This window comes from Chryseobacterium sp. TQ-BC-N36 (assembly GCF_058382295.1).
This window is the reverse complement of sequence record NZ_CM178175.1, coordinates 3,988,976-4,008,821: the sequence shown is the minus strand read 5'-3', so window position 1 is coordinate 4,008,821 and position 19,846 is coordinate 3,988,976. Positions and strand designations below refer to the sequence as shown.

Below are 19,846 nucleotides of genomic sequence, written 5' to 3'. Positions count from 1 at the left end.
TATAAAATTATTTTTCCAACTTTTTATAATTGACTTATTTACAACCAATAAGTCGGTTATCCCTTACAGCTTCACATTATGAAAAAGACATCATTAATAGGAGGAATCAAGGAAAATTTTCCTTCAGGACTCGTGGTATTTTTAGTAGCACTTCCGTTGTGTTTAGGAATTGCTTTAGCATCAGGTGCTCCACCATTATCCGGTATTATCTCCGGTATCATAGGCGGCCTGGTAGTAGGAACAATCAGTAATTCAAATATATCTGTTTCCGGACCTGCAGCAGGCCTTACAGCTATCGTTTTAACAGCAATAACAGATCTTGGTGCATTTGAACTCTTTCTTTGCGCAGGGATTATTGCGGGGCTTATTCAATTGGTTTTAGGGTTTGTAAGAGCTGGAAGTATTTCCAACTATTTCCCGAATAACGTTATTGAAGGTATGCTTGCTGCCATAGGAATTATTATTATATTAAAACAGATTCCGCATGCCCTAGGATTTGATAAAGATTATGAAGGGCACGAGTCGATTTTTGACAATGGACTGAATTTCGGGTATTTTACAGAATTGCTGGAAGCCATCCATCCGGGGGCTATTGTTATTACTTTAATATCTGTGGCAATTCTTATCGCATGGGACAAAATCCATGTGCTGAAAAGAATGAAAATGCTTCCCGGCGCATTAGTTGCGGTTATTGTAAGTATCCTTTTGAATCAGCTCTTTAAAATGTCCGGAAGCTCCCTGGCTGTGCAGACACAGCATTTGGTTTCCTTACCGGTTCCACAGACTCTGGATGATTTTAAAAACCTGATTACCACTCCTGATCTTAATGGTTTCACCAATCCCAAAGTATGGATCGTAGGAGCAACGATTGCTATTGTTGCCTCTATTGAAACTTTACTTTGTATAGAGGCTTCTGACCGGCTGGACAGACAGAAAAGAATTACAGATACGAATCTCGAGCTTAAAGCCCAGGGAATAGGAAATCTTATAAGTTCTTTTATTGGAGGTCTGCCAATGACTTCTGTAGTAGTAAGAAGTTCTGCCAATGCCAATGCAGGAGCTACATCTAAGATGTCTACCATTATTCATGGTGTATTTTTATTAATCTGTGTCCTGTCTATTCCTGTTGTTTTAAATTTAATTCCATTGGCAACATTAGCTGCGGTATTAATTTTAGTCGGATATAAATTGGCAAAGCCAGCTACGTTTAAACATTTCTGGCATTTGGGAAAATTCCAGTTTATTCCGTTTGTAGCAACCGTTGTAGCAGTAGTCGCAACAGATTTATTAAAGGGAGTTGGAATTGGTCTGGCGATTTCAGTATTCTATATTCTTCAGGGAAATATGAAAAGAGCATATTACTTAAGCAGAGAGAGACTGGATGACGCAGATGGAATCAATATCAAACTGGCTGAAGAAGTATCCTTTCTAAATAAGGCAGCCATTAAAAAAACACTTAAAAACATAAAACCAAGCTCTACAGTAATCATTGATGCAAGAAACACTTCATACATCGCAACAGATGTACTGGAAATGATCCAGGATTTTGCCAATATCCGCGCCAAGGAACAGGATATCAATGTTGAACTGCTAGGCTTTAAAACTTCATACAGAGATTACGAAAGAAGTGAGGATTCCCATATTTTGGTTACTCACAAAAGAGCAATGTAATCTCATCCCTCAATTAATTAATTTTTTTAACTTTAAATTTGAAAACAATAAAAATATGAAAGCACATACATACGAAACCCAATCTACAATTACTCCTGAAAAAGCATTAGAATTCTTAAAAGAAGGAAACCAGAGGTTTGTCAATAACCTTAAAGCAAACAGAGACCTTCTTGAACAGGTAAATGCTACACGTGAAGGACAATGGCCTTTTGCCGTTGTTTTAAGCTGTATCGATAGCCGTACTTCCGCAGAGCTTATCTTTGACCAGGGGCTTGGAGATATTTTCAGTATCAGAATTGCCGGTAACTTTGTGAATCAGGACATTCTGGGATCTATGGAATTTGGGTGTAATGTTGCCGGTTCTAAGCTCATTGTCGTATTAGGACACACCAAGTGCGGGGCATTGAAAGGAGGTCTTGACGCCGCAAAAATTGAAGGCCTGGGAATGGATAACCTGAACCATCTTATCAATCACTTCAATCCTATTATCAATGAAATTATCGAAGAGAATGAAGAGCGTTCATCCAGTAACAGCTCTCTTCTTGAAAGGCTTAATCAGCAAAATGTAAGAAGCGCGATTGAAGATATCCGTAAGCAAAGTTCAACCCTTAAAAATCTTGAAGCTGAAGGTAAAATTAAAATCGTTGGCGCCAACTACGATGTTGAAACAGGTGCTGTAACGTGGTTATAAGATTTAAATTCATTACATTTCAATTATAATTTACAGGAATGCCATCGAAATTCGATGGCATTTATTTTATTGAATTTCATTATAAAACAAGTGAATAGTAAACCATAAAATGCATTAAAATGGTAAAATCAACAATATATTTCAAAGAGATTTGGTTTAAATTAATGGAGATTAATTATATATATTGCGATTACCTAATTGGAGATAATGATGAGAATACTGATGAGCTTTTTAGAATACAATGTATGAATGACCAAATGGTTGGATGCTTCGTGAAATGAATTCGAAAAGCACTGATGTTACAGATAAAATGATACAATATCATCCTGGTGCTCCGAGGCACTTTAATGGTAAGCCATATTGGAAAGCACTATCAGAAGGAAATAGAAACCCTGTAATAACACCATAAATCCATAATTATGATACATCAATATAAAAAGATAACAGAAAGTTTAAAATTACTGGCCTCATCGTTAGAGGAACAGGAAAAATACTTGCCCGATTTCGCAGATGTCCCAGATGAGGTCACATCAACTTTTGAAAATGCTTTTTTATTATTACCTGCTCTTATAGAAAGTAATCAATTTTCCAACGCTTCAATAGCTTCGATTTTACGTTTGAATAATAAAGTACAATGGTGTTTAAGAAATGTAGATTTGGATGACTTTTCAAATTCAGAGTGGAATAAAGTAAGAGAAATGGCAAAAAATACTCTTCAAATAATGGGAGAACCCTTTGGAAAACCCGATCTCCATTATATATGAAAAAGCTTATAAAAAATTCACAAGCTTAGCAAAATAATATATTATAAATGATTTGAAAAGGCAAACATTTTGGCAAAGTGGAAAAATTGAAATTTCTAAATCAGAAGAATTTATCCCTAAGATTTTGGATAAATCCAGTATAGATTTAGCTAATAAATCACTCTTAAAATGATTATAGATGACTACCTCTTTTTTGAGGTAGTCATTCTTTTAAATAAATATTATTATATTTAGATCCTCTTGATTCTAATTACGAATTATTTCCCGTTAAAAGCAGACATCGTATTATTCAACCCTGCAAAAACGAAAGAAAGAGCGGCCTTGGAAAAGGTTTCAATTCTTTCGGTAAGCTTTTCAGCTTCTTCTTCATTCCAGGTTCCCAATACATAGTCTACCTGTCGCCCGGCAGCAAAATCAGCAGAGATCCCGAAACGCAGTCTTGCGTAATTTTGAGTCTGCAGTACTTCATTAATATTTTTAAGCCCGTTGTGCCCTGCATCGGAACCTTTTCCTTTCAATCTTAAAGTTCCGAAAGGAAGAGCCAGGTCATCGGTAACGATCAGTACATTTTCCAAAGGAATATTTTCTTTCTGCATCCAGTATTTCACGGCATTACCGGAAAGGTTCATATAAGTATCAGGTTTAAGGATAAAAACCTTTCTGCCTTTATGCTTTCCTTCTGCAAGCCAGCCAAAATTGGAGGTATTGAATGATACCTCAAGCGTTTCAGCTATTTTCTCCGCTACTTTAAAGCCTATATTATGCCGTGTATTTTCATATTCTGAGCCTTTATTACCAAGCCCTACGATTAAATATTTCATCAGAAATTTTTTGCAAAATTAAGAGATAAAAAATAAAAAAACTCAATCTTAGGAAAGATTGAGTTTGAATATTATTAAAAAAATTTTTTACTGTGGCTTGTAAATATAGTTAACCCCATATCCTTTTGTCATGTATGTCTGAGGATCATAAACGTAATTGGTACTCTTCACAATTGGTGTTGGAATTGGAGGCGTAAGATCTGTTACTGACCATCTCTTAGGATTGTTTGGAGATAAGATAAGACTTTCTTTATCATTGATCACTGTAGATAATAATCTTGAAATCTTATATACGTGCGGCAATAATGTGAATGGACTTACCTGCTCATCATAGGCATAATATTCATAGCTGTATTTTCCTGTAACAGTACCGAATGCTCCTCCTGACATTGTCCCGTAGTATCTTACTACTTTTGATACATTATCTCCCACATAAGTATAAGCTGTTTTAGAATAATCTGTAAAATTAAGAGGAGCTCCCGGAACGTCCGGTCCGTTCTTCATAATGATAGAATCCAGTTTCCCCGTAGAAGTGCTGTACTTGATAGCATAAAGGCTCTTCTCTTTTTTCAGTAATGTCTGTGGTCCAGGAGGATTTCCAGGAATTATAGGAGGAGGTCTTCTGAAAATCGAACGGTTTTCAGAAATCGACTGAAGTTTGTTATTGTTTGCATAAGAGAATAATTGTGTGTATGAAACACTGTCTTTATCCAGCTTTCCGTTTCCGTCAAGATCAAGGAAACCGTTAAAGTTGATCTGACTGATTTTATCACCACTGTACATGATATCTGTGATTGAGGCACTGTCTGTAATTACTTTAGTCACAAGAAGTCCGCTGTAGCGATATTCTGCAATAGTATCTTTATCTGTAATTTCTCTGTATAATGCTCTTGGCCCGCTTAAACCTCCTGTATTGTTAAGATCCAGCAACGGGTTTCCATCCTCATCTAATAAACTCTTGCAGGAATGTATTGAGGAAAAACCTGCGATTAATAAAATAAAATAGAAAATTTGTTTCATTTCCTTGTAATTGATTATTTTTTTGACAAATATAATTTTTTTTTGCCTAAAAATTGTATTATTATTTATATTCCGGTAAGATTAATAACTATATTTCTCCTATAAATTTTTATAGGTAAAAGTTAGGTTCTGATTTTTTTCAACAGTTACATACCCCTGATTATCATAAGAATAACTTTGAGCTGTATTAACAGGAGTAGCTGGTGATGGCAATTCTATAAACATCGAAGTAGGATTGTTTGGAGATATTTTATAGAAGTTAGCCGGATTCATAAGGCTTCGTGTGATAAAATAAACCGAAGGAAGCGTAGAATAAGGGCTTTTCTGAGCATCATAATTTTGAAAGCTGTATTTGCTTACTACCGCTGTAGTCATATTCGGGTTTCCATTGATATCCAGAATACCCTTGGAACAAACTACCTGAATAACATTATCACCGTTATACACAAAACTATAGTCTATAAATCTGTTGTAGGCACTTATTCCTCCTTCTTTTCTCTTTTCAAGAATTTTGGTAAGCTTATTGGTCGTTGCATTATAGGTAAATGCATAATCACTTACCACTGAGACGGATGGAGTTGCACCGGTTGCAGTAGAACTTGCATTATAAATTCTTTTGCCTGTGGCATCAGGGACAATATTAAATTCATATACGAGACTGGAAGATGCTGAACTCACATATTTTACTTTCGTAATATTATTGTTGGTATATGTTACTGTTCCAGTAAAATAAGCACTTCCGGAAGCGAATTCATCTTTAGATACAGCAGTTTGCAAATCTCCTGATCCTGCTGCAGTAATATACTCTTCCTGAGAAACATTATTGGAACTCACCTTTGTCAAAACTTTTTTAGGTGGTGGACCATCATCCGGATTAGGAATGGATTCTGTAGGGTCTGAGGTTGTATTACATGCTGTCAGCAGCCCAAGAAAAGCAATACCGGCAAACATTTTTAAAAAATAGTTTTTTACCATATAGAATTTTTTTAGCTTGTCCAAATATAATTCAATTTTCAATAATACACTTCACTTTATCTGAACAAATTCACAAGAAATAGACTTAATAAACAAAAAAAATCTAAAAACATAACGTTTTTAGATTTCCAATTATTGTATTATTATGAAAATTAATAAGGTTGCAATATAGAAGTGGTCAAAACCGACTGTGACATATCACTGTTCAGATTATCTGTATTAACCGCTCTTCCAACACCAAGCGTGTTACTTGAAATTGCTCTTTTAATACAGGCTACTTTTACACTGTAATTGTTTTTAGGCGTAAGATTCGCCAGTGTGGCATTAAGATTAAAAATCTTGTAAGTTCCGGCATCTCCAAGCAATACATCTGTTCTTACTGCTCTCAGCTTGTCATCCACAAATACCCCACAGGCAAAACTCGCAGAATTTGTTCCTGTTTTCTGTACGGTAGTCTGAAATGAGAAGGTCGCTTTATTATTACTGTTGGTGATAGAAAATAAATCAACCGCACCAGGAATTACAGTCCAGCCACCTGTCAGTGCCTCTCCTTCAGTATAGGGATTTGTTGATCCGTTAGCTCCTGAAAAGCTCACTCCGGTCTGGTCTGCCACTGTATTAATTGAAAATACAGACATACTTCCCTGGCCGTCTGCAATTTTGATTGCTTTCCAGTCGTTCGTACCCAGATCTGTATTATTATGCAGAATATCTCCTGCTGCGCCGGCAGATCCTTTCAACAGATCAGTACCTCCTGTTCTTAATTCTTTTGCGATATTAAGATCTCCATTTACATCCAGCATATTGCTGGGCGTTGGAGTATTAATACCCACCTGAGCATTGGCGATACCTGCTACCAGCAGAGAGGTTATCAATATTATTTTTTTCATGATCTGCTTAATTTATAATTGGGTTAAACACCTCCGGAACTTCATATACATCCACCTTAAGAGATGACTGTGAAATGAAGCTGTTGATATTGGTATATACATTGGTCCCTATTGTCAGCGCATTTCCTGATCCTGTAGCTCCATAAGAGCCTAATCTTGTACACGCTACACTTACTGTATGATCTCCTTTCGCAAGATTCTCTACAATTCCTATCTGGGTATGGGTAAGGAAAGGATATGAAGTGGTAATTGCCTTTAAGTTTCTCTGTCTCAGATTCACCAGCTTATTATCCACAAAAATACCACACGCATAGTCTATTGAATTATCTGTTCCTCCCGCTGCTCCAAAATCTGCCTGTACCACTGTTTCAAACTGGAAGTAAGCTTTACTCTGAGTACTGAATACTTTGATCACCTGTGAAAGCCCATCTATTTTTTTGAAATTGGTAAGACTGCTGAGATCTTTTCCTTTGGTAAAAGTGGCACCTCTTGAAGTGAAGCCCACCGTAGAATTCTCGGAAGAGCTGAATGTAACTCCAACTTTATCAGAAAAAGAATTGTTATATATCAGGTAAAACTTATTGGGCTCATATTCCGGAATACGCAGTGATTTCCAGATTGGAGCATATCCCTCTCCCTGAGAAACCAGAAGTTGGTCGTTATTTCCCTGAAATACAGAATTGTCAGTAGCATTAAGAACCGCAATTTTACCTCTGAAATTGACATCTCCGTTGACGTCCAGTTTTGCATTAGGGGTATCTGTTTTTATTCCCACCTGAGCCGCTGCCCAAAGTCCCGTGGTACAAAGCAGCGTTGATAATAGTTTTTTCATCATTAGTTGTTTTTATAGCTCACGTATTCGATAAGGTCCATTTTCATGGTAGATTCTAAAGTAAATGCACTGGAAGTTCCGTTTGAACCTTGTGCATTACGCCCGATAGCAAATTGCGAGCCGGCATTTGAGGTATCAATCTTTCTGCATGCAATTTCAATTGTATGCACTCCAATCGGAACATTTTGTTCGGTATAGTTAAGAGTAAAAATATAATCCTGGAGACCATTTTTCCCGCTATTATTGTTAGAAGCAATTCTATCCGGGCGTACCGCTACCAGCAGACCGTTTCTGAAAACGCCACATGCAAATCTGACACTTTCAGAAGTAGTGGCAACAGGTGCTTTAATCTCAACCCCTGTCTGAAACTGATAAGTAAGTCTGTTTTTTCCGTTTTTAACAGTAAAACTATTTTGAAGGCCATCGATCTTCACCCATTTGCCTTTGGTAAGATCGATAAGCTTATCACCAACACTGTTTACAAGAATACCATCTCCTGCAACATTATCAGAAAGTGATATAATACCCGTTTGATCCGACGACAGATAAGAATTGATCAGCTTATACTGTCCCTCTTCCATAAAGGAAACATTCAATGATTTCCACACAGGAGGCAATCCCTCACCCTGAGAAACCAAAACCTGGCCGTTCAACCCGGCATCTCCAGCCTGCGTTGAAGTTCCGCCTACTCTAAGTTCTTTTCTTAAGGTGGTCTTTCCATTCACATCAAGAACAGATTTAGGTTTTGCAGTACCTATTCCCACCTGTGCGTTGGCATAGAATGAAAGAAGTCCAGCCGCGCAGCAATATATAATTTTTTTCATAATAAGGACTGCAAAGGTACACAATGAAGTCCAAAAAATTCCAGTTATACATCCATAAACCTATAGAAATAAACACATTACAATATAGAATTAATCACATCTAAAAGTAGAATTATTTCTACATAACTCCACTTTTCATTTACTAAATAAAACATATTATGCTCCAAACCCTTACTGTACGGGAACTTACAAGTTTTTATTACTCATCAGAATGTGATTTTAACACCACAAAAAGGGCCTTAATTCTCCCCGAGAGGAATATTCCAAAATAAAAACATGATAACAATCACAAAAAAACGTATAAAAATTTAAGGCTTTTATACGTTTTTCACGATTTTTATAAAGTTGTCCCTAAAGAACAAAAAGTAAAATTTAATTATGTTCAATAATGGCTTTCAGCAGTAGATTTACCTCATCAACATTTTTAACCTTTTCCTTCCTCATCATCAGCTGGTTGCCTTCTTTTCCTGACTTCTCTTTCAGCTGAGCCTCAGCAGGATTGCGGGTCAGATAATTGATAATATGTCTGAATCTATCGGTCTGATAGAATTTATCCTGAGGATTCCCCGGAAAGTATCCTAAAAAGACGCCGTTTTTCATTACAATCTTCTCAAAACCAATATCAGCAGCCAGCCATTTCAGGGACACACTCTTCAGAAGATTAACAGCTTCTTTCGGCAGTGCCCCAAAACGGTCGATCAATTCCAGCTCAAACTGATGAAGATCTGCTTCATTGTTGATCTCTGCAATTTTCTGATACAGCAGCAGCCTTTCTTCCGTATTGGAGATATATGAATCCGGCAGCATCAGTTCCAAATCCGTATCGATATTAACCTCTTTCACGGATTTAAAAAGCTTCTGACGATCTTCTTCATTTTCAAAAAGGTTTTCAAAATCAGCATCATCTTTTAATTCTTCCAATGCTTCCTGCATCAGTTTCTGATACGTTTCAAAACCCATCTCATTGATAAATCCACTCTGCTCAGCTCCCAGAAGATCACCTGCTCCCCTTATCTCAAGATCTTTCATTGCAATCTGGAATCCACTTCCCAGATCTGAAAACTGTTCAATAGCCTCCAAACGTTTTCTGGCATCCGAAGTCATCATATCATAAGGAGGTGTGATCAGATAACAAAACGCTTTCCGGTTGCTTCGTCCCACCCTTCCTCTCATCTGGTGAAGGTCTGCCATTCCGAACCGATGTGCATCATTGATAAAAATAGTATTCGCATTCGGCAGATCTACACCACTTTCCACAATGGTGGTAGATACAAGGACATCATATTTTCCTTCCATAAAATCCAGGACATTCTTTTCCAGCTGTTTTCCCTCCATCTGTCCATGTCCCGTAATCACTCTTGCATCGGGAACCAGTCTCTGAATAAGCCCTGCAATATCTTTCAGATTCTCAATTCTGTTATTGATAAAATATACCTGCCCATCTCTCTGAAGCTCGTATGAAACAGCATCACGAAGAATTTCTTCATTGAATCCTATCAACTGCGTATCCACAGGCTGTCTGTTAGGAGGTGGTGTTTTGATTACAGACAAATCCCTGGCAGCCATCAATGAAAACTGCAGGGTTCTTGGAATAGGAGTAGCTGTAAGAGTAAGGGTATCTACATTATTTTTTAAGGTCTTCAACTTATCCTTTACTGAAACTCCGAATTTATGCTCTTCATCAATAATAAGCAATCCAAGGTCTTTAAATTTCACAGAGCTGCTTACCAACTGATGTGTTCCAATGATAATATCTACTTTTCCATTCTTCAGATCTTCTAAAGTCTCTGATTTTTGTTTGGCCGTCCTGAATCTGTTGACATAAGAGACATTTACCGGAAAATCTTTAAGCCTTTCCTTAAAACTTCTGTAATGCTGAAAAGCCAGAATAGTTGTAGGCACTAATACGGCAACCTGCTTGCCATCAGTAGCCGCTTTGAATGCAGCCCTGATTGCAACTTCTGTTTTTCCGAAACCTACATCACCACAAACCAGCCTGTCCATCACTGTATCAGCTTCCATATCTTTTTTTACATCTATGGTAGCCTTTTCCTGATCCGGAGTATCTTCATAAATAAAGCTGGCTTCCAATTCGTTCTGCAGATAGGAATCCGGTGTATACGCAAAACCTTTTGCCGTTTTTCTCTGGGCATACAGTTTAATAAGGTCAAAAGCAATCTGCTTAACTTTAGCTTTTGTTTTCTGCTTTAAAGATTTCCAGGTTGGAGATCCGAGTTTACTCAAAACAACTTCTTTTCCATCCGGGCCGTTGTATTTTGAAATCTTATGTAAAGAGTGAATACTCACATACAGCAGGTCACCGTTTTTATAAGTCAATTTGAAACATTCCTGGATTTTGCCATCATTATTTACCTTTACCAGGCCCATAAACTTCCCAATTCCATGATCGATATGAGCGATATAGTCACCGATCTTCAGAGACATCAGATCTTTCAGGGTAAGCTGTTCAGATTTTGCAAAAGTATTTTTAGCTTTATATCTCTGATAACGGTCAAAAATCTGGTGATCTGTATAGACCATCAGTTTGTGACCATGATCTACAAACCCTTCGTGAAGTTCAGATTTAAAGCTTTTAAAGGGAAGTTCATGCTCAAGTTCTTCAAAAATAGACTCCAGCCTTTCTTTCTGTTTTTCTGTTGAAAAGGAAATCCAGGTATCAAATCCATTATTCTGTTTTTCCTCAATATCTTCGATCAGCAGTTCAAAGTTTTTATGAAAAGAAGGCTGTGGGAGCTGGTCCATTCTGACCTCAGTAAATTCCTTCAATCCTTCAATCATTACTCCTCCAAAATCAACTGTCCTGAATTTTTTATAATCGAACAGAAACTCCTGATCAGAAATAAAAAGTTCCTGTGGAGTCCTGTGTGCAATATCCTTACTTAACGTTTCATATTTCTCCAGAGACTTTTCATAAAAAGTCCTTATTTTCTGCATTCCCACCATTCCGTTTTTTGAAACTACAAAGCTTTCATTAGACAGTAACTGCAGCAGTGACACCCTGGTTCCTGTCACTGAAAAATTCATATTGGAAACCAACTGAAAATCCTTTACCTTATCTACCGAAAGCTGGGTTTCAATATCAAATGTTTTGATGCTTTCCACTTCATTTCCGAAGAACGTAATCCTGTATGGTTTTTCATATGAATAGGAAAACAAATCTACAATTCCTCCTCTTACAGAAAATTCGCCTGGCTCAGAAACGAAATCAGCCTGTTGGAAATGATAATGATTAAGCAGCTCATCTACAAAATCAAAATCCAGCTGATCACCTACTTTAATATGATGAGAAATCGCCTTAAAATCTTCTTTTTTTAAAACCTTTTCAGATAGAGCGCCGGCATAGGCAACTATCACTCTGGGAGACCTTCCGGAATTGATTTTATTTAAAACCTCCGTTCTTAAAACCAAGTTTGCATTCTGTGTTTTCTCGACCTGATACGGCTCAAGATGGGTTGCCGGAAAGTACAGCACTTTATCTTTACCAAGAAGGTCTTCCATCTCAGTATTGGCATATAATGCATCTTCCTTATCATCTACGAGATAAAGAATATTTTTCTTCTGAACCAAAAAAAGTTCAGCCACAAAAATAGAGACTGAAGATCCGGCACTTCCTTTTACAGCAATATGCTGATTATTTTCTAGCTGAGTAAAAATTTCTTTTCCAAACTCTTTCTGCAACAGGTCTGGAAGAAACTTTTCATTGATGGATTTTAACTGCATATAGTAGTGGTATAAACGAGAGAAGCGATTTCGGGAGTTTTCCGAAACCGTTTAGGAGATACAAAGATACTGATATTTTTTTCTCTGCTTATATAATATGATCCTTTCAGATTTAGAAATGAAATACTTAGCCAAAAAAATAAATCTTAATTTTTTACAATTTTATTTAATAACCCGTTAAAAAAAAATTAATTATTCCCACATGGCACAGTGTTTGGGATCCTTATGTTACCAAACATTAAGAATAGTATTATGAAAAAAGCAATTAAAATTTTAGGACTTATGATGCTGTTGGTATTTACAGCATTATCTTTTTCGTCGTGCAGCAAAGATGATGATCCTGTAAACAATGAATTTTTTGCAGGAACTTACAAGGGAAGTGTTTCTTATAATGACGGAGGCTCCACCAATATCAGCACAGATAACGGAAGTGTATTTGTGACAAAGATCGCCAGCGGCACCAAGTATAATTTTGCCTTCTCAAACAGTATTCCCGATCTTAACGGAATAGAGTTTAATCAGGAAGGGGATCATACGCTTGTAATGATTGGTTCTACAGCAACCTCTTATATCAGAATTGATAACAACACGTTAAAAATCTTATTTGCAAAAGACGGCAAAACGTGGACAGCCAACTGTACACGTTAGATGTGTCTATTTATATATTATGCAAGCCTGTCTTCATCCTTTGAAGGCAGGCTTTTTAACTGTAAATGAAAAGCTTTAATCTTTTTTTAAGCTGTAATAAACTTTAGTTAAGTTTGAAAATACCATTTTTTTAGCCTGCTTTTTGTATATCTTTATTCAACAAAAACAAACAATCATTCTTATGAAAAAATTATTATCTGCAATGTCATTAATCTTAGGGTTAGGACTTGCCACTGCACAGCAGACTGCTCCCGCTAAAAGCACAACAGCACATCCACCTGTAAAAGCAACTACTGCAAAGGCTGCTAAACCGGCAGAAGTAAAAGCTGCCAAACCGGCAATGGATGCAAAAGCAGCGAAGCCTGCACAACCGGCTGCCAAAATGAAAAAAGACGGAACTCCGGATAAAAGATATAAAGAAAACAAACACCTGAAAAAAGACGGGACTCCTGATAAAAGGTACAAGGAGAATAAATAAGCACAACATTAACATATAGTTGTTATTTTCATAATCAAATTTCGAAAAGCCGGTGGAACATGTTCCATCGGTTTTTTTATGTGAAGCCTTGTAAAAAATGATTCCAGATTCTGTACTTATTTATAAATTTGACCCATGTTAAACTTCTTCAAGAAAAATGCAGCACTGATCTGGGCAAAAAAGCATGTCCAAAAAGCGGAAGACTTCAAAAAAAATGCAGGAAAAGACCAGGAAGACCTTTTACTTTCTCTGGTAAATACCGCTCAAAAAACACTTTTCGGGCGTGAGCATGATTTTGAAAACATCCATTCTGTAAAAGAATTTCAGGACAGAGTTCCTGTAGCCGACTATGAAGATCTGAAACCTTATATTGAAAGAGTAAAAAAAGGACAGGCTAATATTCTCTGGACAGAAACCCCGGAATATTTTGCCAAAACTTCAGGAACGACTTCCGGATCCAAATACATCCCTATCTCTAAAGAAGGAATGCCTTTTCAGGTTGCCGGAGCTCAAAGTGCCCTTTTCCATTATATCAGCAAAAAGAACAATGCTGATTTCGTAAACGGGAAAATGATTTTTCTGCAGGGCAGCCCTGAACTGGAAGAAATATTTGGAATAAAAACAGGGCGATTGTCCGGTATTGTAGCCCATCATATCCCTAACTATCTTCAAAAAAACCGCCTGCCAAGCTGGGAAACCAATATCATAGAGGATTGGGAAACCAAAGTTGACAAGATCATTGAAGAAACAGAACGTGAAAATATGACGTTGATCTCCGGGATTCCTCCATGGCTTATCATGTATTTTGAGAAGTTAACGGAAAAACATGGTAAAAAGATCAAGCAGCTCTTCCCTAATCTTCAGCTTATCGTCACCGGTGGAGTCAATTATGAACCGTACCGTGATAAGATGGAAGAACTATTGGGCGGCAAGGTCGATATTATTCAGACTTTCCCTGCCTCTGAAGGTTTTTTTGCTTTTCAGGATGATTACACCAAAGAAGGACTCCTGCTGCTGACCAATCACGGGATTTTCTATGAATTCATTCCTTTGGAAGAATATGGCAAACCAGGAGCAAGAAGATTAACATTAAAAGACATTGAACTTCATAAAGATTACGCGCTGATCCTTACCACCAACTCCGGATTGTGGGCTTATTCCATTGGAGATGTTGTAAGGTTTATCAGCAAGGATCCTTACAGGATTTTGGTAAGTGGCAGAACAAAACATTTTACTTCAGCTTTTGGAGAACACGTGATTGCTTTTGAGGTGGAAGAAGCGATGAAAGCTGCCATTGAAAAATATCCGGCACAGATTACAGAATTTCATCTTGCACCACAGGTAAACCCATCTGAAGGACTTCCTTATCATGAATGGCTGATTGAGTTTGAAAAAGAACCGGAGCATCTGGAAGCATTCAGAGAAGAGCTGGATCAGCAGCTTCGGGCGAGAAATACGTATTATAACGATCTGATTTCGGGAAATATCCTCCAGAAACTGCAGATCACAAGACTGAAAAAGAATGCTTTTCACGAATATGCCAAATCCCAGGGAAAACTGGGAGGCCAAAATAAGACTCCAAGATTGGCGAATGACAGAAAGATTGCAGATCTCTTAGAAATTTACAAACTTTAATCATATTTTTTCAATTCCAAAAACGTATATTCGAAAAAAATTATAAATTTGAAAAACTAAAAGAAAATAATGAAAGCATCTGTACTGTTGAAATCATCTTTATTAACATCTTTATTTGTTATTACGTCTTGCGCTACGACAAAATACAGCGAGGATATTTCAAAAAACAACTACTCCAATCTTGAAGCCGGAAAAATCTACAAAGTAACAATGAGAGACGGATCTCCGAAGCAGACCATCTTATTCAGAAATATCGTTGGAGACAACCTTGTAGGTACAGCTGGTAAAAAAGACAGCACAGAAGTCATTATCCCTAAAGCAAAAGTAGCCGCTGTGAAAGACAGGAGGAAGGCAAGGATTGCTGCAGGAGCTACTATCATTGGAGCAGCAGGAGTTGCTGCCATCGTATTGAGTTCTACCAGAGCTGACTAAAATAGATTTTATCTTTCGGGATATATTTACGATATCTTTTAAAAATCAACATATGAATAGTCCTAAATAAATTTTTAGGACTATTTTTGTTCATGATTTCCTTTACCCCGTTACAGACATTACAAAATGTTGAGTTCAGAAATCTTCTCACCGGGAGATTTTTTATTGTTTTAGCTTTCAGAATGCTTGCCACATTATTAGGATGGTGGGTGTACCAGTTAACAAAAGATCCTTTTTCAATAGGTCTTATTGGCCTTTCAGAAGTAATTCCTGCGGTAAGCTGTGCCCTGTATGCAGGACACGTTATTGATATGAATGAAAAAAAGAAACTGCTTCTTACCTGCAATTATGCTTATATTTTTCTGATCGGACTGTTACTGATTCCCGCTTTCTTTAATGTGGAAATGCATTTTACAGGTCATCAGATCACTTATTTTATTTATGGGGTGATATTTTTCACAGGAATAGCAAGAGCTTTTATCGGCCCTATTGTTCCTTCCATGATTCCTAAAATTGTAAAGAAAGAGAACCTCCCCAATGCAGTAACTCTCAATCAGGCTACATTTCTTATTTCTTCTGTGTGCGGACACGCTATAGGCGGACTCCTCATAGGATACATTGGAGTAAAATGGACCCTAGTTGTTATTCTATCTTTGATATTCGTTGCTTCTTTATTTTTCTGGCAACTCAACAAGCAGTATTCGGAATACAAAAAGGAAACGGTGAATGTCGTTGAAAGCATGCGTGAAGGAATTTCCTATATTTTTAAGACCAAAGAAATTTTAGGTGCTTTATGCCTTGACATGTTTGCGGTACTCTTTGGTGGTGCTGTAGCCATGATTCCTGTTTTTGCCACAGATATTTTAAATTCAGGAGCTGAAGGTTTTGGCCTGCTCAATGCAGCCTCTGATATCGGATCCATGTGCATCATTACGGTTTTATCAATTGTTCCTCTTCGGAAAAATCAAGGGAAAATACTTCTTGCTGTGGTAACCGGATTCGGGCTTTGCATCATAGGCTTTGGCTTATCCAAAATTTATTGGCTTTCTTTTATGTTCCTTGTGATGAGCGGGATGCTTGACGGAATCTCTGTGGTAATACGCGGAACGATTGTACAGCTGAAAACACCTGATCATATAAGAGGGAGGGTTCTCAGTGTGAATTCAATATTTATCATGTCCAGCAACGAAATGGGACAGTTCGAAAGCGGACTCATGGCTAAATTACTTGGAGTAGTACGATCTGTAGTCTTTGGAGGATGCATGACTGTATTAGTAGCATTACTGGTGGGAAGCACCAATCCTAAGCTGAGAAAAATGCAATATTAACTTATTATTTATCAGTTCATTTAAATTTAACACGAAACAAATCGTAATTCGAAATACTTAAAATCAGAATAGATCATTTTCTATTCTGATTTTTCTTTTATACCTGCTTTTTATAACAAAAAAAGAGAATTAAATTCTAAATATTCAGACAAATAAACAATATCTTTACCATCTTCATATAATCGCACATGAAAAATAAAATACATTATTAAAAACCAATACATTAGTTTCATTAAATATATCTTAAAATCTTTAATTTAACGTTAATAATTTTTTATATTTGCTTCTATAAAATATCTCCCTATGACTAAACTTTTACTAATTTTAAGCTTTTTCATTGTAAACTGCTGGGTTTCGGCCCAAGCCTTCACTGACAAAGTGCTAACCCAAGCCGTACTGCAGCTTAATGCATCCAAAACAGCTAGTGATTACGACAATGTCTTCAGTAAATTTTCAGGAGCAAAAACTTCAGAAACCTGGCAGGCCAATTATTATGCCGCTGTTGCATTATACCTTAAAAATGAAACCCTGCTAAAGAAAGCACCCGGAGCCAGCCTTACGGATGACAATGCTTTAGCCAGAAAAATAGCAGCGGGAGCATGGACCGCACAAAGAGATAACGCTGAGATCAACATATTATTAGGTTTACTGTATGTTCAGAAAATGCAGATTGACGGTTCTCAAAGCAGCCAGCCGGATCAGAATGTCATCTCTCAAAGTATAGCTAAGGCTGAAACCAGTGCTGTTAACAACCCGAGACTGGCGATTCTTCAGGCAAAGATCAAAGAAAAATCAGGTGATAAAACTAATGCTGACATTTTATACCGTAAAGCTTTAAGCGAATTTTCCAACCCAAACGCTTCAGACAGCAAATCTCCAACTTGGGGAAAGCAATTGATCCCTTCTGTTCAATAATCTGAAGATAAAATTAAAATGATCAACATGAAAAAATATCTACTCGTTTTTCTATTTTTCGTAGCTCAAATGGTTTCTGCACAGCAGGACTGTGCTACTGCCATACCGATATGCAGCGATGCAGCGATTTCTCTTACACCTAACGGATGGGGAAATATTAAAGAAGGCCAGGTAGGCTGCCTTGGCCCTAATGGGGAGAGTAATTCCATATGGCTTACTTTCAGCATAGAAACAGCCGGAACACTGACTTTTGTAGTAACTCCCACAGGCCCCACTGCTGTAGGTATTGACTACGACTTCGCCCTGTATGGCCCCAATCACAACTGCGCCAATACAACAGCCTCTCCATTGAGATGTTCTTATGCCGGTGTTAATGTAAGCATCATCAACCCTACCGGGCTTAATATGACTTCTACGGATACAAGTGAAGGATCAACTGGTGATGGCTTTGTAAAATATATTGATGTTCTTCCCGGACAAGTTTATCATCTTCTTTTAAATAATTACTCTATAGACATTGCTCCATTTACCTTAACGTTTGGCGGAACAGCTAAGCTTCTTACTCCGTTTGACCACAATTCGGCACAGGTTTATCAACCTCATCCGTTTTTACAGCCTGGCCCTACCCAAAACGGGGAGATCCCGGTATGTGGTAAAATTGTTAACTATGATTTCTCTACATTTTCCTCACAGATTTTAAATGGCAACTCTAATTTTATAGTAAAATACTATGCTTCAGCAACAGATGCACTGGATGATAATAATCCTATTACCGCACCTACGAATATCAATGTAGCTACAACTTATACATATGCAATCAGCTATGTTGATCCCAACAGCCCGACCAGCTTCTTAAATCAGTGCAGAGAATATGGACAGATAAAATTTCTTGATAAATCTTTCACGCTAAACCCTGCTACCCTTACCTCTTGCAGCAATAACAATTCAGGCACTGCAATGTATGATCTATCTACAGCAACTGTAGGGGCGGCTCCCAATCATATATTAAAGTATTATCCTTCAATGTATGACCTTAATAACGGAACCAACGAGATTACCAATCCTTACATGTATGTTTCTGCAGAAGGCTCAGTTTTTGTAAAAGCGACCAACGAATTTGGATGTACAGCGTCAGCTGAAATTACACTTAAATTCTACCCTTTGGTTACAGCAACAGACGCTTCATTAAGATCCTGCTTTATAGAATCAAACCCGTCTACAGCTTTATTCAATCTGGCAAATGCTCCGGTCACGAGTCCTACAGGAACGACAACCAAAAGATATTTCCCATCGCTGACAGATGCAATAGATGCAACAAATGAAATTTTAGGATTTAATAATTATATTGCACCCAATGGATTTGTATACGTTAGAGTATCAGACACCCGCGGATGCTATACTGTTGCAAAAATTACTTTAACAGTAATTCCACCTGTGACATCAAGTGTACTGAAAGACAAGGTCATCTGCATGGAGGACACCACAACTCTTGATGCCGGAGCAGGTTTCAGCAGTTACGAGTGGAGCACAGGAGCAACTACCCAGTCAATCAAAAATGTAGGGGTAGGAGTCTACTGGGTAAAACTGAAAACAGGAGAGTGTATCGCAACACAGAAAGTTACCGTATATCCTTCTGAACAGCCTGTAGTAACCAATATTGATGTTTCCAACACAACGCTTACGATAAATGTTATAGGAGGAACACCGGATTATCAGTACTCAATGGACAAAATCACATGGCAGAACTCCAATACATTTACCAATATTGCCAGAGGCACTTATAAAGTATATGTAAAAGATGCATATGACTGTGATCCTATTGAAGTTACTGTAGTAGTTCCAAATCTTATAAATATGATTACTCCGAATGGAGATGGTGTAAACGATGTTGTAGATTATTCTGCAATGGCAGACAAACAAAATCTGGTATTAAGTATCTTTGACAGATATGGAACAAAAATCCATCAGGGAGATAAATCAAACGGATATAAATGGGACGGAACCATTGCCGGCAAGAAGATCCCTACAGGTACTTACTGGTACTCTGTAACATGGAATGAAAACGACAAAAAGAATACTCCTTTCAAGTTTTCAGGATGGATTGTTGTAAAAAACAGAGAATAAACCCTTATTATAAGAAAAGCCGCTTTGGCGGCTTTTTCTTTTACAAATTATGATAAA

General features: G+C 37.4%; 17 protein-coding genes. 10 read left to right on the top strand and 7 right to left on the bottom strand.

The window, feature by feature from the left end:
• The first annotated feature begins 78 nt into the window (after positions 1-78).
• From AC3FI7_RS17960 to AC3FI7_RS17950, 3 genes are all read left to right on the top strand, one after another.
• A complete protein-coding gene (locus AC3FI7_RS17960) occupies positions 79-1,671 on the top strand; it encodes a SulP family inorganic anion transporter (RefSeq protein ID WP_142725241.1) in 1,593 nt (530 codons plus the stop codon).
• A 55-nt stretch (positions 1,672-1,726) separates the two neighbouring features.
• Positions 1,727-2,362: a carbonic anhydrase gene (locus tag AC3FI7_RS17955; RefSeq protein WP_142725240.1), complete on the top strand. Its 636-nt coding sequence runs from the start codon at positions 1,727-1,729 to the stop codon at positions 2,360-2,362.
• Between the two features lie 419 nt (positions 2,363-2,781).
• Positions 2,782-3,126: a hypothetical protein gene (locus AC3FI7_RS17950; protein WP_343660271.1), complete on the top strand. Its 345-nt coding sequence runs from the start codon at positions 2,782-2,784 to the stop codon at positions 3,124-3,126.
• Between the two features lie 257 nt (positions 3,127-3,383).
• Here AC3FI7_RS17950 and pth read toward each other — a convergent pair whose 3' ends face one another.
• The 7 genes from pth to mfd all read right to left on the bottom strand — a co-directional run bounded on the left by pth (position 3,384) and on the right by mfd (position 12,229).
• Entirely contained in the window at positions 3,384-3,947 is a 564-nt protein-coding gene (gene pth, locus AC3FI7_RS17945; protein ID WP_142725238.1) for an aminoacyl-tRNA hydrolase, read from the bottom strand.
• A gap of 87 nt (positions 3,948-4,034) precedes the next feature.
• Positions 4,035-4,967 (bottom strand): hypothetical protein, encoded by a 933-nt coding sequence (locus tag AC3FI7_RS17940; protein ID WP_142725237.1) that lies wholly within the window; start codon positions 4,965-4,967, stop codon positions 4,035-4,037.
• Between the two features lie 99 nt (positions 4,968-5,066).
• On the bottom strand, positions 5,067-5,942 hold the full coding sequence (locus tag AC3FI7_RS17935; RefSeq protein WP_142725236.1) for a hypothetical protein: 876 nt from the start codon (positions 5,940-5,942) through the stop codon (positions 5,067-5,069).
• A gap of 152 nt (positions 5,943-6,094) precedes the next feature.
• Positions 6,095-6,832: a hypothetical protein gene (locus AC3FI7_RS17930; RefSeq protein WP_142725235.1), complete on the bottom strand. Its 738-nt coding sequence runs from the start codon at positions 6,830-6,832 to the stop codon at positions 6,095-6,097.
• Positions 6,833-6,839: 7 nt separating this feature from the next.
• Complete coding sequence (locus tag AC3FI7_RS17925) at positions 6,840-7,664, bottom strand: hypothetical protein (RefSeq protein ID WP_491460628.1); 825 nt, start codon at positions 7,662-7,664, stop codon at positions 6,840-6,842.
• Between the two features lie 2 nt (positions 7,665-7,666).
• Positions 7,667-8,488: a hypothetical protein gene (locus AC3FI7_RS17920; RefSeq protein WP_142725233.1), complete on the bottom strand. Its 822-nt coding sequence runs from the start codon at positions 8,486-8,488 to the stop codon at positions 7,667-7,669.
• Positions 8,489-8,860: 372 nt separating this feature from the next.
• Positions 8,861-12,229, bottom strand: a complete 3,369-nt coding sequence (gene mfd / locus AC3FI7_RS17915; protein WP_491460627.1) for a transcription-repair coupling factor — start codon at positions 12,227-12,229, stop codon at positions 8,861-8,863.
• A 252-nt stretch (positions 12,230-12,481) separates the two neighbouring features.
• On the opposite strand from mfd, the gene AC3FI7_RS17910 reads away from it, so the two are divergent.
• The 7 genes from AC3FI7_RS17910 to AC3FI7_RS17880 all read left to right on the top strand — a co-directional run bounded on the left by AC3FI7_RS17910 (position 12,482) and on the right by AC3FI7_RS17880 (position 19,789).
• Positions 12,482-12,877 carry a hypothetical protein gene (locus AC3FI7_RS17910; RefSeq protein ID WP_142725231.1) on the top strand — a complete coding sequence of 132 codons (396 nt, stop codon included), beginning with the start codon at positions 12,482-12,484 and terminating at the stop codon, positions 12,875-12,877.
• A gap of 181 nt (positions 12,878-13,058) precedes the next feature.
• On the top strand, positions 13,059-13,355 hold the full coding sequence (locus AC3FI7_RS17905; RefSeq protein ID WP_142725230.1) for a hypothetical protein: 297 nt from the start codon (positions 13,059-13,061) through the stop codon (positions 13,353-13,355).
• Between the two features lie 135 nt (positions 13,356-13,490).
• Positions 13,491-14,990 carry a GH3 auxin-responsive promoter family protein gene (locus AC3FI7_RS17900; protein WP_343660276.1) on the top strand — a complete coding sequence of 500 codons (1,500 nt, stop codon included), beginning with the start codon at positions 13,491-13,493 and terminating at the stop codon, positions 14,988-14,990.
• A gap of 69 nt (positions 14,991-15,059) precedes the next feature.
• Entirely contained in the window at positions 15,060-15,422 is a 363-nt protein-coding gene (locus tag AC3FI7_RS17895) for a hypothetical protein (protein WP_142725228.1), read from the top strand.
• A gap of 92 nt (positions 15,423-15,514) precedes the next feature.
• Positions 15,515-16,750, top strand: a complete 1,236-nt coding sequence (locus AC3FI7_RS17890; protein WP_142725227.1) for an MFS transporter — start codon at positions 15,515-15,517, stop codon at positions 16,748-16,750.
• A gap of 303 nt (positions 16,751-17,053) precedes the next feature.
• On the top strand, positions 17,054-17,665 hold the full coding sequence (locus AC3FI7_RS17885) for a hypothetical protein (RefSeq protein ID WP_142725226.1): 612 nt from the start codon (positions 17,054-17,056) through the stop codon (positions 17,663-17,665).
• 27 nt (positions 17,666-17,692) lie between these two features.
• Positions 17,693-19,789 carry an FIDD domain-containing protein gene (locus tag AC3FI7_RS17880; RefSeq protein ID WP_343660281.1) on the top strand — a complete coding sequence of 699 codons (2,097 nt, stop codon included), beginning with the start codon at positions 17,693-17,695 and terminating at the stop codon, positions 19,787-19,789.
• The last annotated feature ends 57 nt before the right edge of the window (positions 19,790-19,846 follow it).

Bases quoted from the DNA above. Each gene is read 5' to 3' on its own strand.
- AC3FI7_RS17880 (WP_343660281.1), top strand. From the start codon at position 17,693: ATGAAAAAATATCTACTCGTTTTTCTATTTTTCGTAGCTCAAATGGTT.
- AC3FI7_RS17910 (WP_142725231.1), top strand. From the start codon at position 12,482: ATGAAAAAAGCAATTAAAATTTTAGGACTTATGATGCTGTTGGTATTT.
- pth (WP_142725238.1), bottom strand. From the start codon at position 3,947: ATGAAATATTTAATCGTAGGGCTTGGTAATAAAGGCTCAGAATATGAA.
- AC3FI7_RS17905 (WP_142725230.1), top strand. From the start codon at position 13,059: ATGAAAAAATTATTATCTGCAATGTCATTAATCTTAGGGTTAGGACTT.
- AC3FI7_RS17935 (WP_142725236.1), bottom strand. From the start codon at position 5,942: ATGGTAAAAAACTATTTTTTAAAAATGTTTGCCGGTATTGCTTTTCTT.
- mfd (WP_491460627.1), bottom strand. From the start codon at position 12,229: ATGCAGTTAAAATCCATCAATGAAAAGTTTCTTCCAGACCTGTTGCAG.
- AC3FI7_RS17895 (WP_142725228.1), top strand. From the start codon at position 15,060: ATGAAAGCATCTGTACTGTTGAAATCATCTTTATTAACATCTTTATTT.
- AC3FI7_RS17885 (WP_142725226.1), top strand. From the start codon at position 17,054: ATGACTAAACTTTTACTAATTTTAAGCTTTTTCATTGTAAACTGCTGG.
- AC3FI7_RS17900 (WP_343660276.1), top strand. From the start codon at position 13,491: ATGTTAAACTTCTTCAAGAAAAATGCAGCACTGATCTGGGCAAAAAAG.
- AC3FI7_RS17920 (WP_142725233.1), bottom strand. From the start codon at position 8,488: ATGAAAAAAATTATATATTGCTGCGCGGCTGGACTTCTTTCATTCTAT.
- AC3FI7_RS17955 (WP_142725240.1), top strand. From the start codon at position 1,727: ATGAAAGCACATACATACGAAACCCAATCTACAATTACTCCTGAAAAA.
- AC3FI7_RS17940 (WP_142725237.1), bottom strand. From the start codon at position 4,967: ATGAAACAAATTTTCTATTTTATTTTATTAATCGCAGGTTTTTCCTCA.
- AC3FI7_RS17925 (WP_491460628.1), bottom strand. From the start codon at position 7,664: ATGAAAAAACTATTATCAACGCTGCTTTGTACCACGGGACTTTGGGCA.
- AC3FI7_RS17950 (WP_343660271.1), top strand. From the start codon at position 2,782: ATGATACATCAATATAAAAAGATAACAGAAAGTTTAAAATTACTGGCC.
- AC3FI7_RS17890 (WP_142725227.1), top strand. From the start codon at position 15,515: ATGATTTCCTTTACCCCGTTACAGACATTACAAAATGTTGAGTTCAGA.
- AC3FI7_RS17960 (WP_142725241.1), top strand. From the start codon at position 79: ATGAAAAAGACATCATTAATAGGAGGAATCAAGGAAAATTTTCCTTCA.
- AC3FI7_RS17930 (WP_142725235.1), bottom strand. From the start codon at position 6,832: ATGAAAAAAATAATATTGATAACCTCTCTGCTGGTAGCAGGTATCGCC.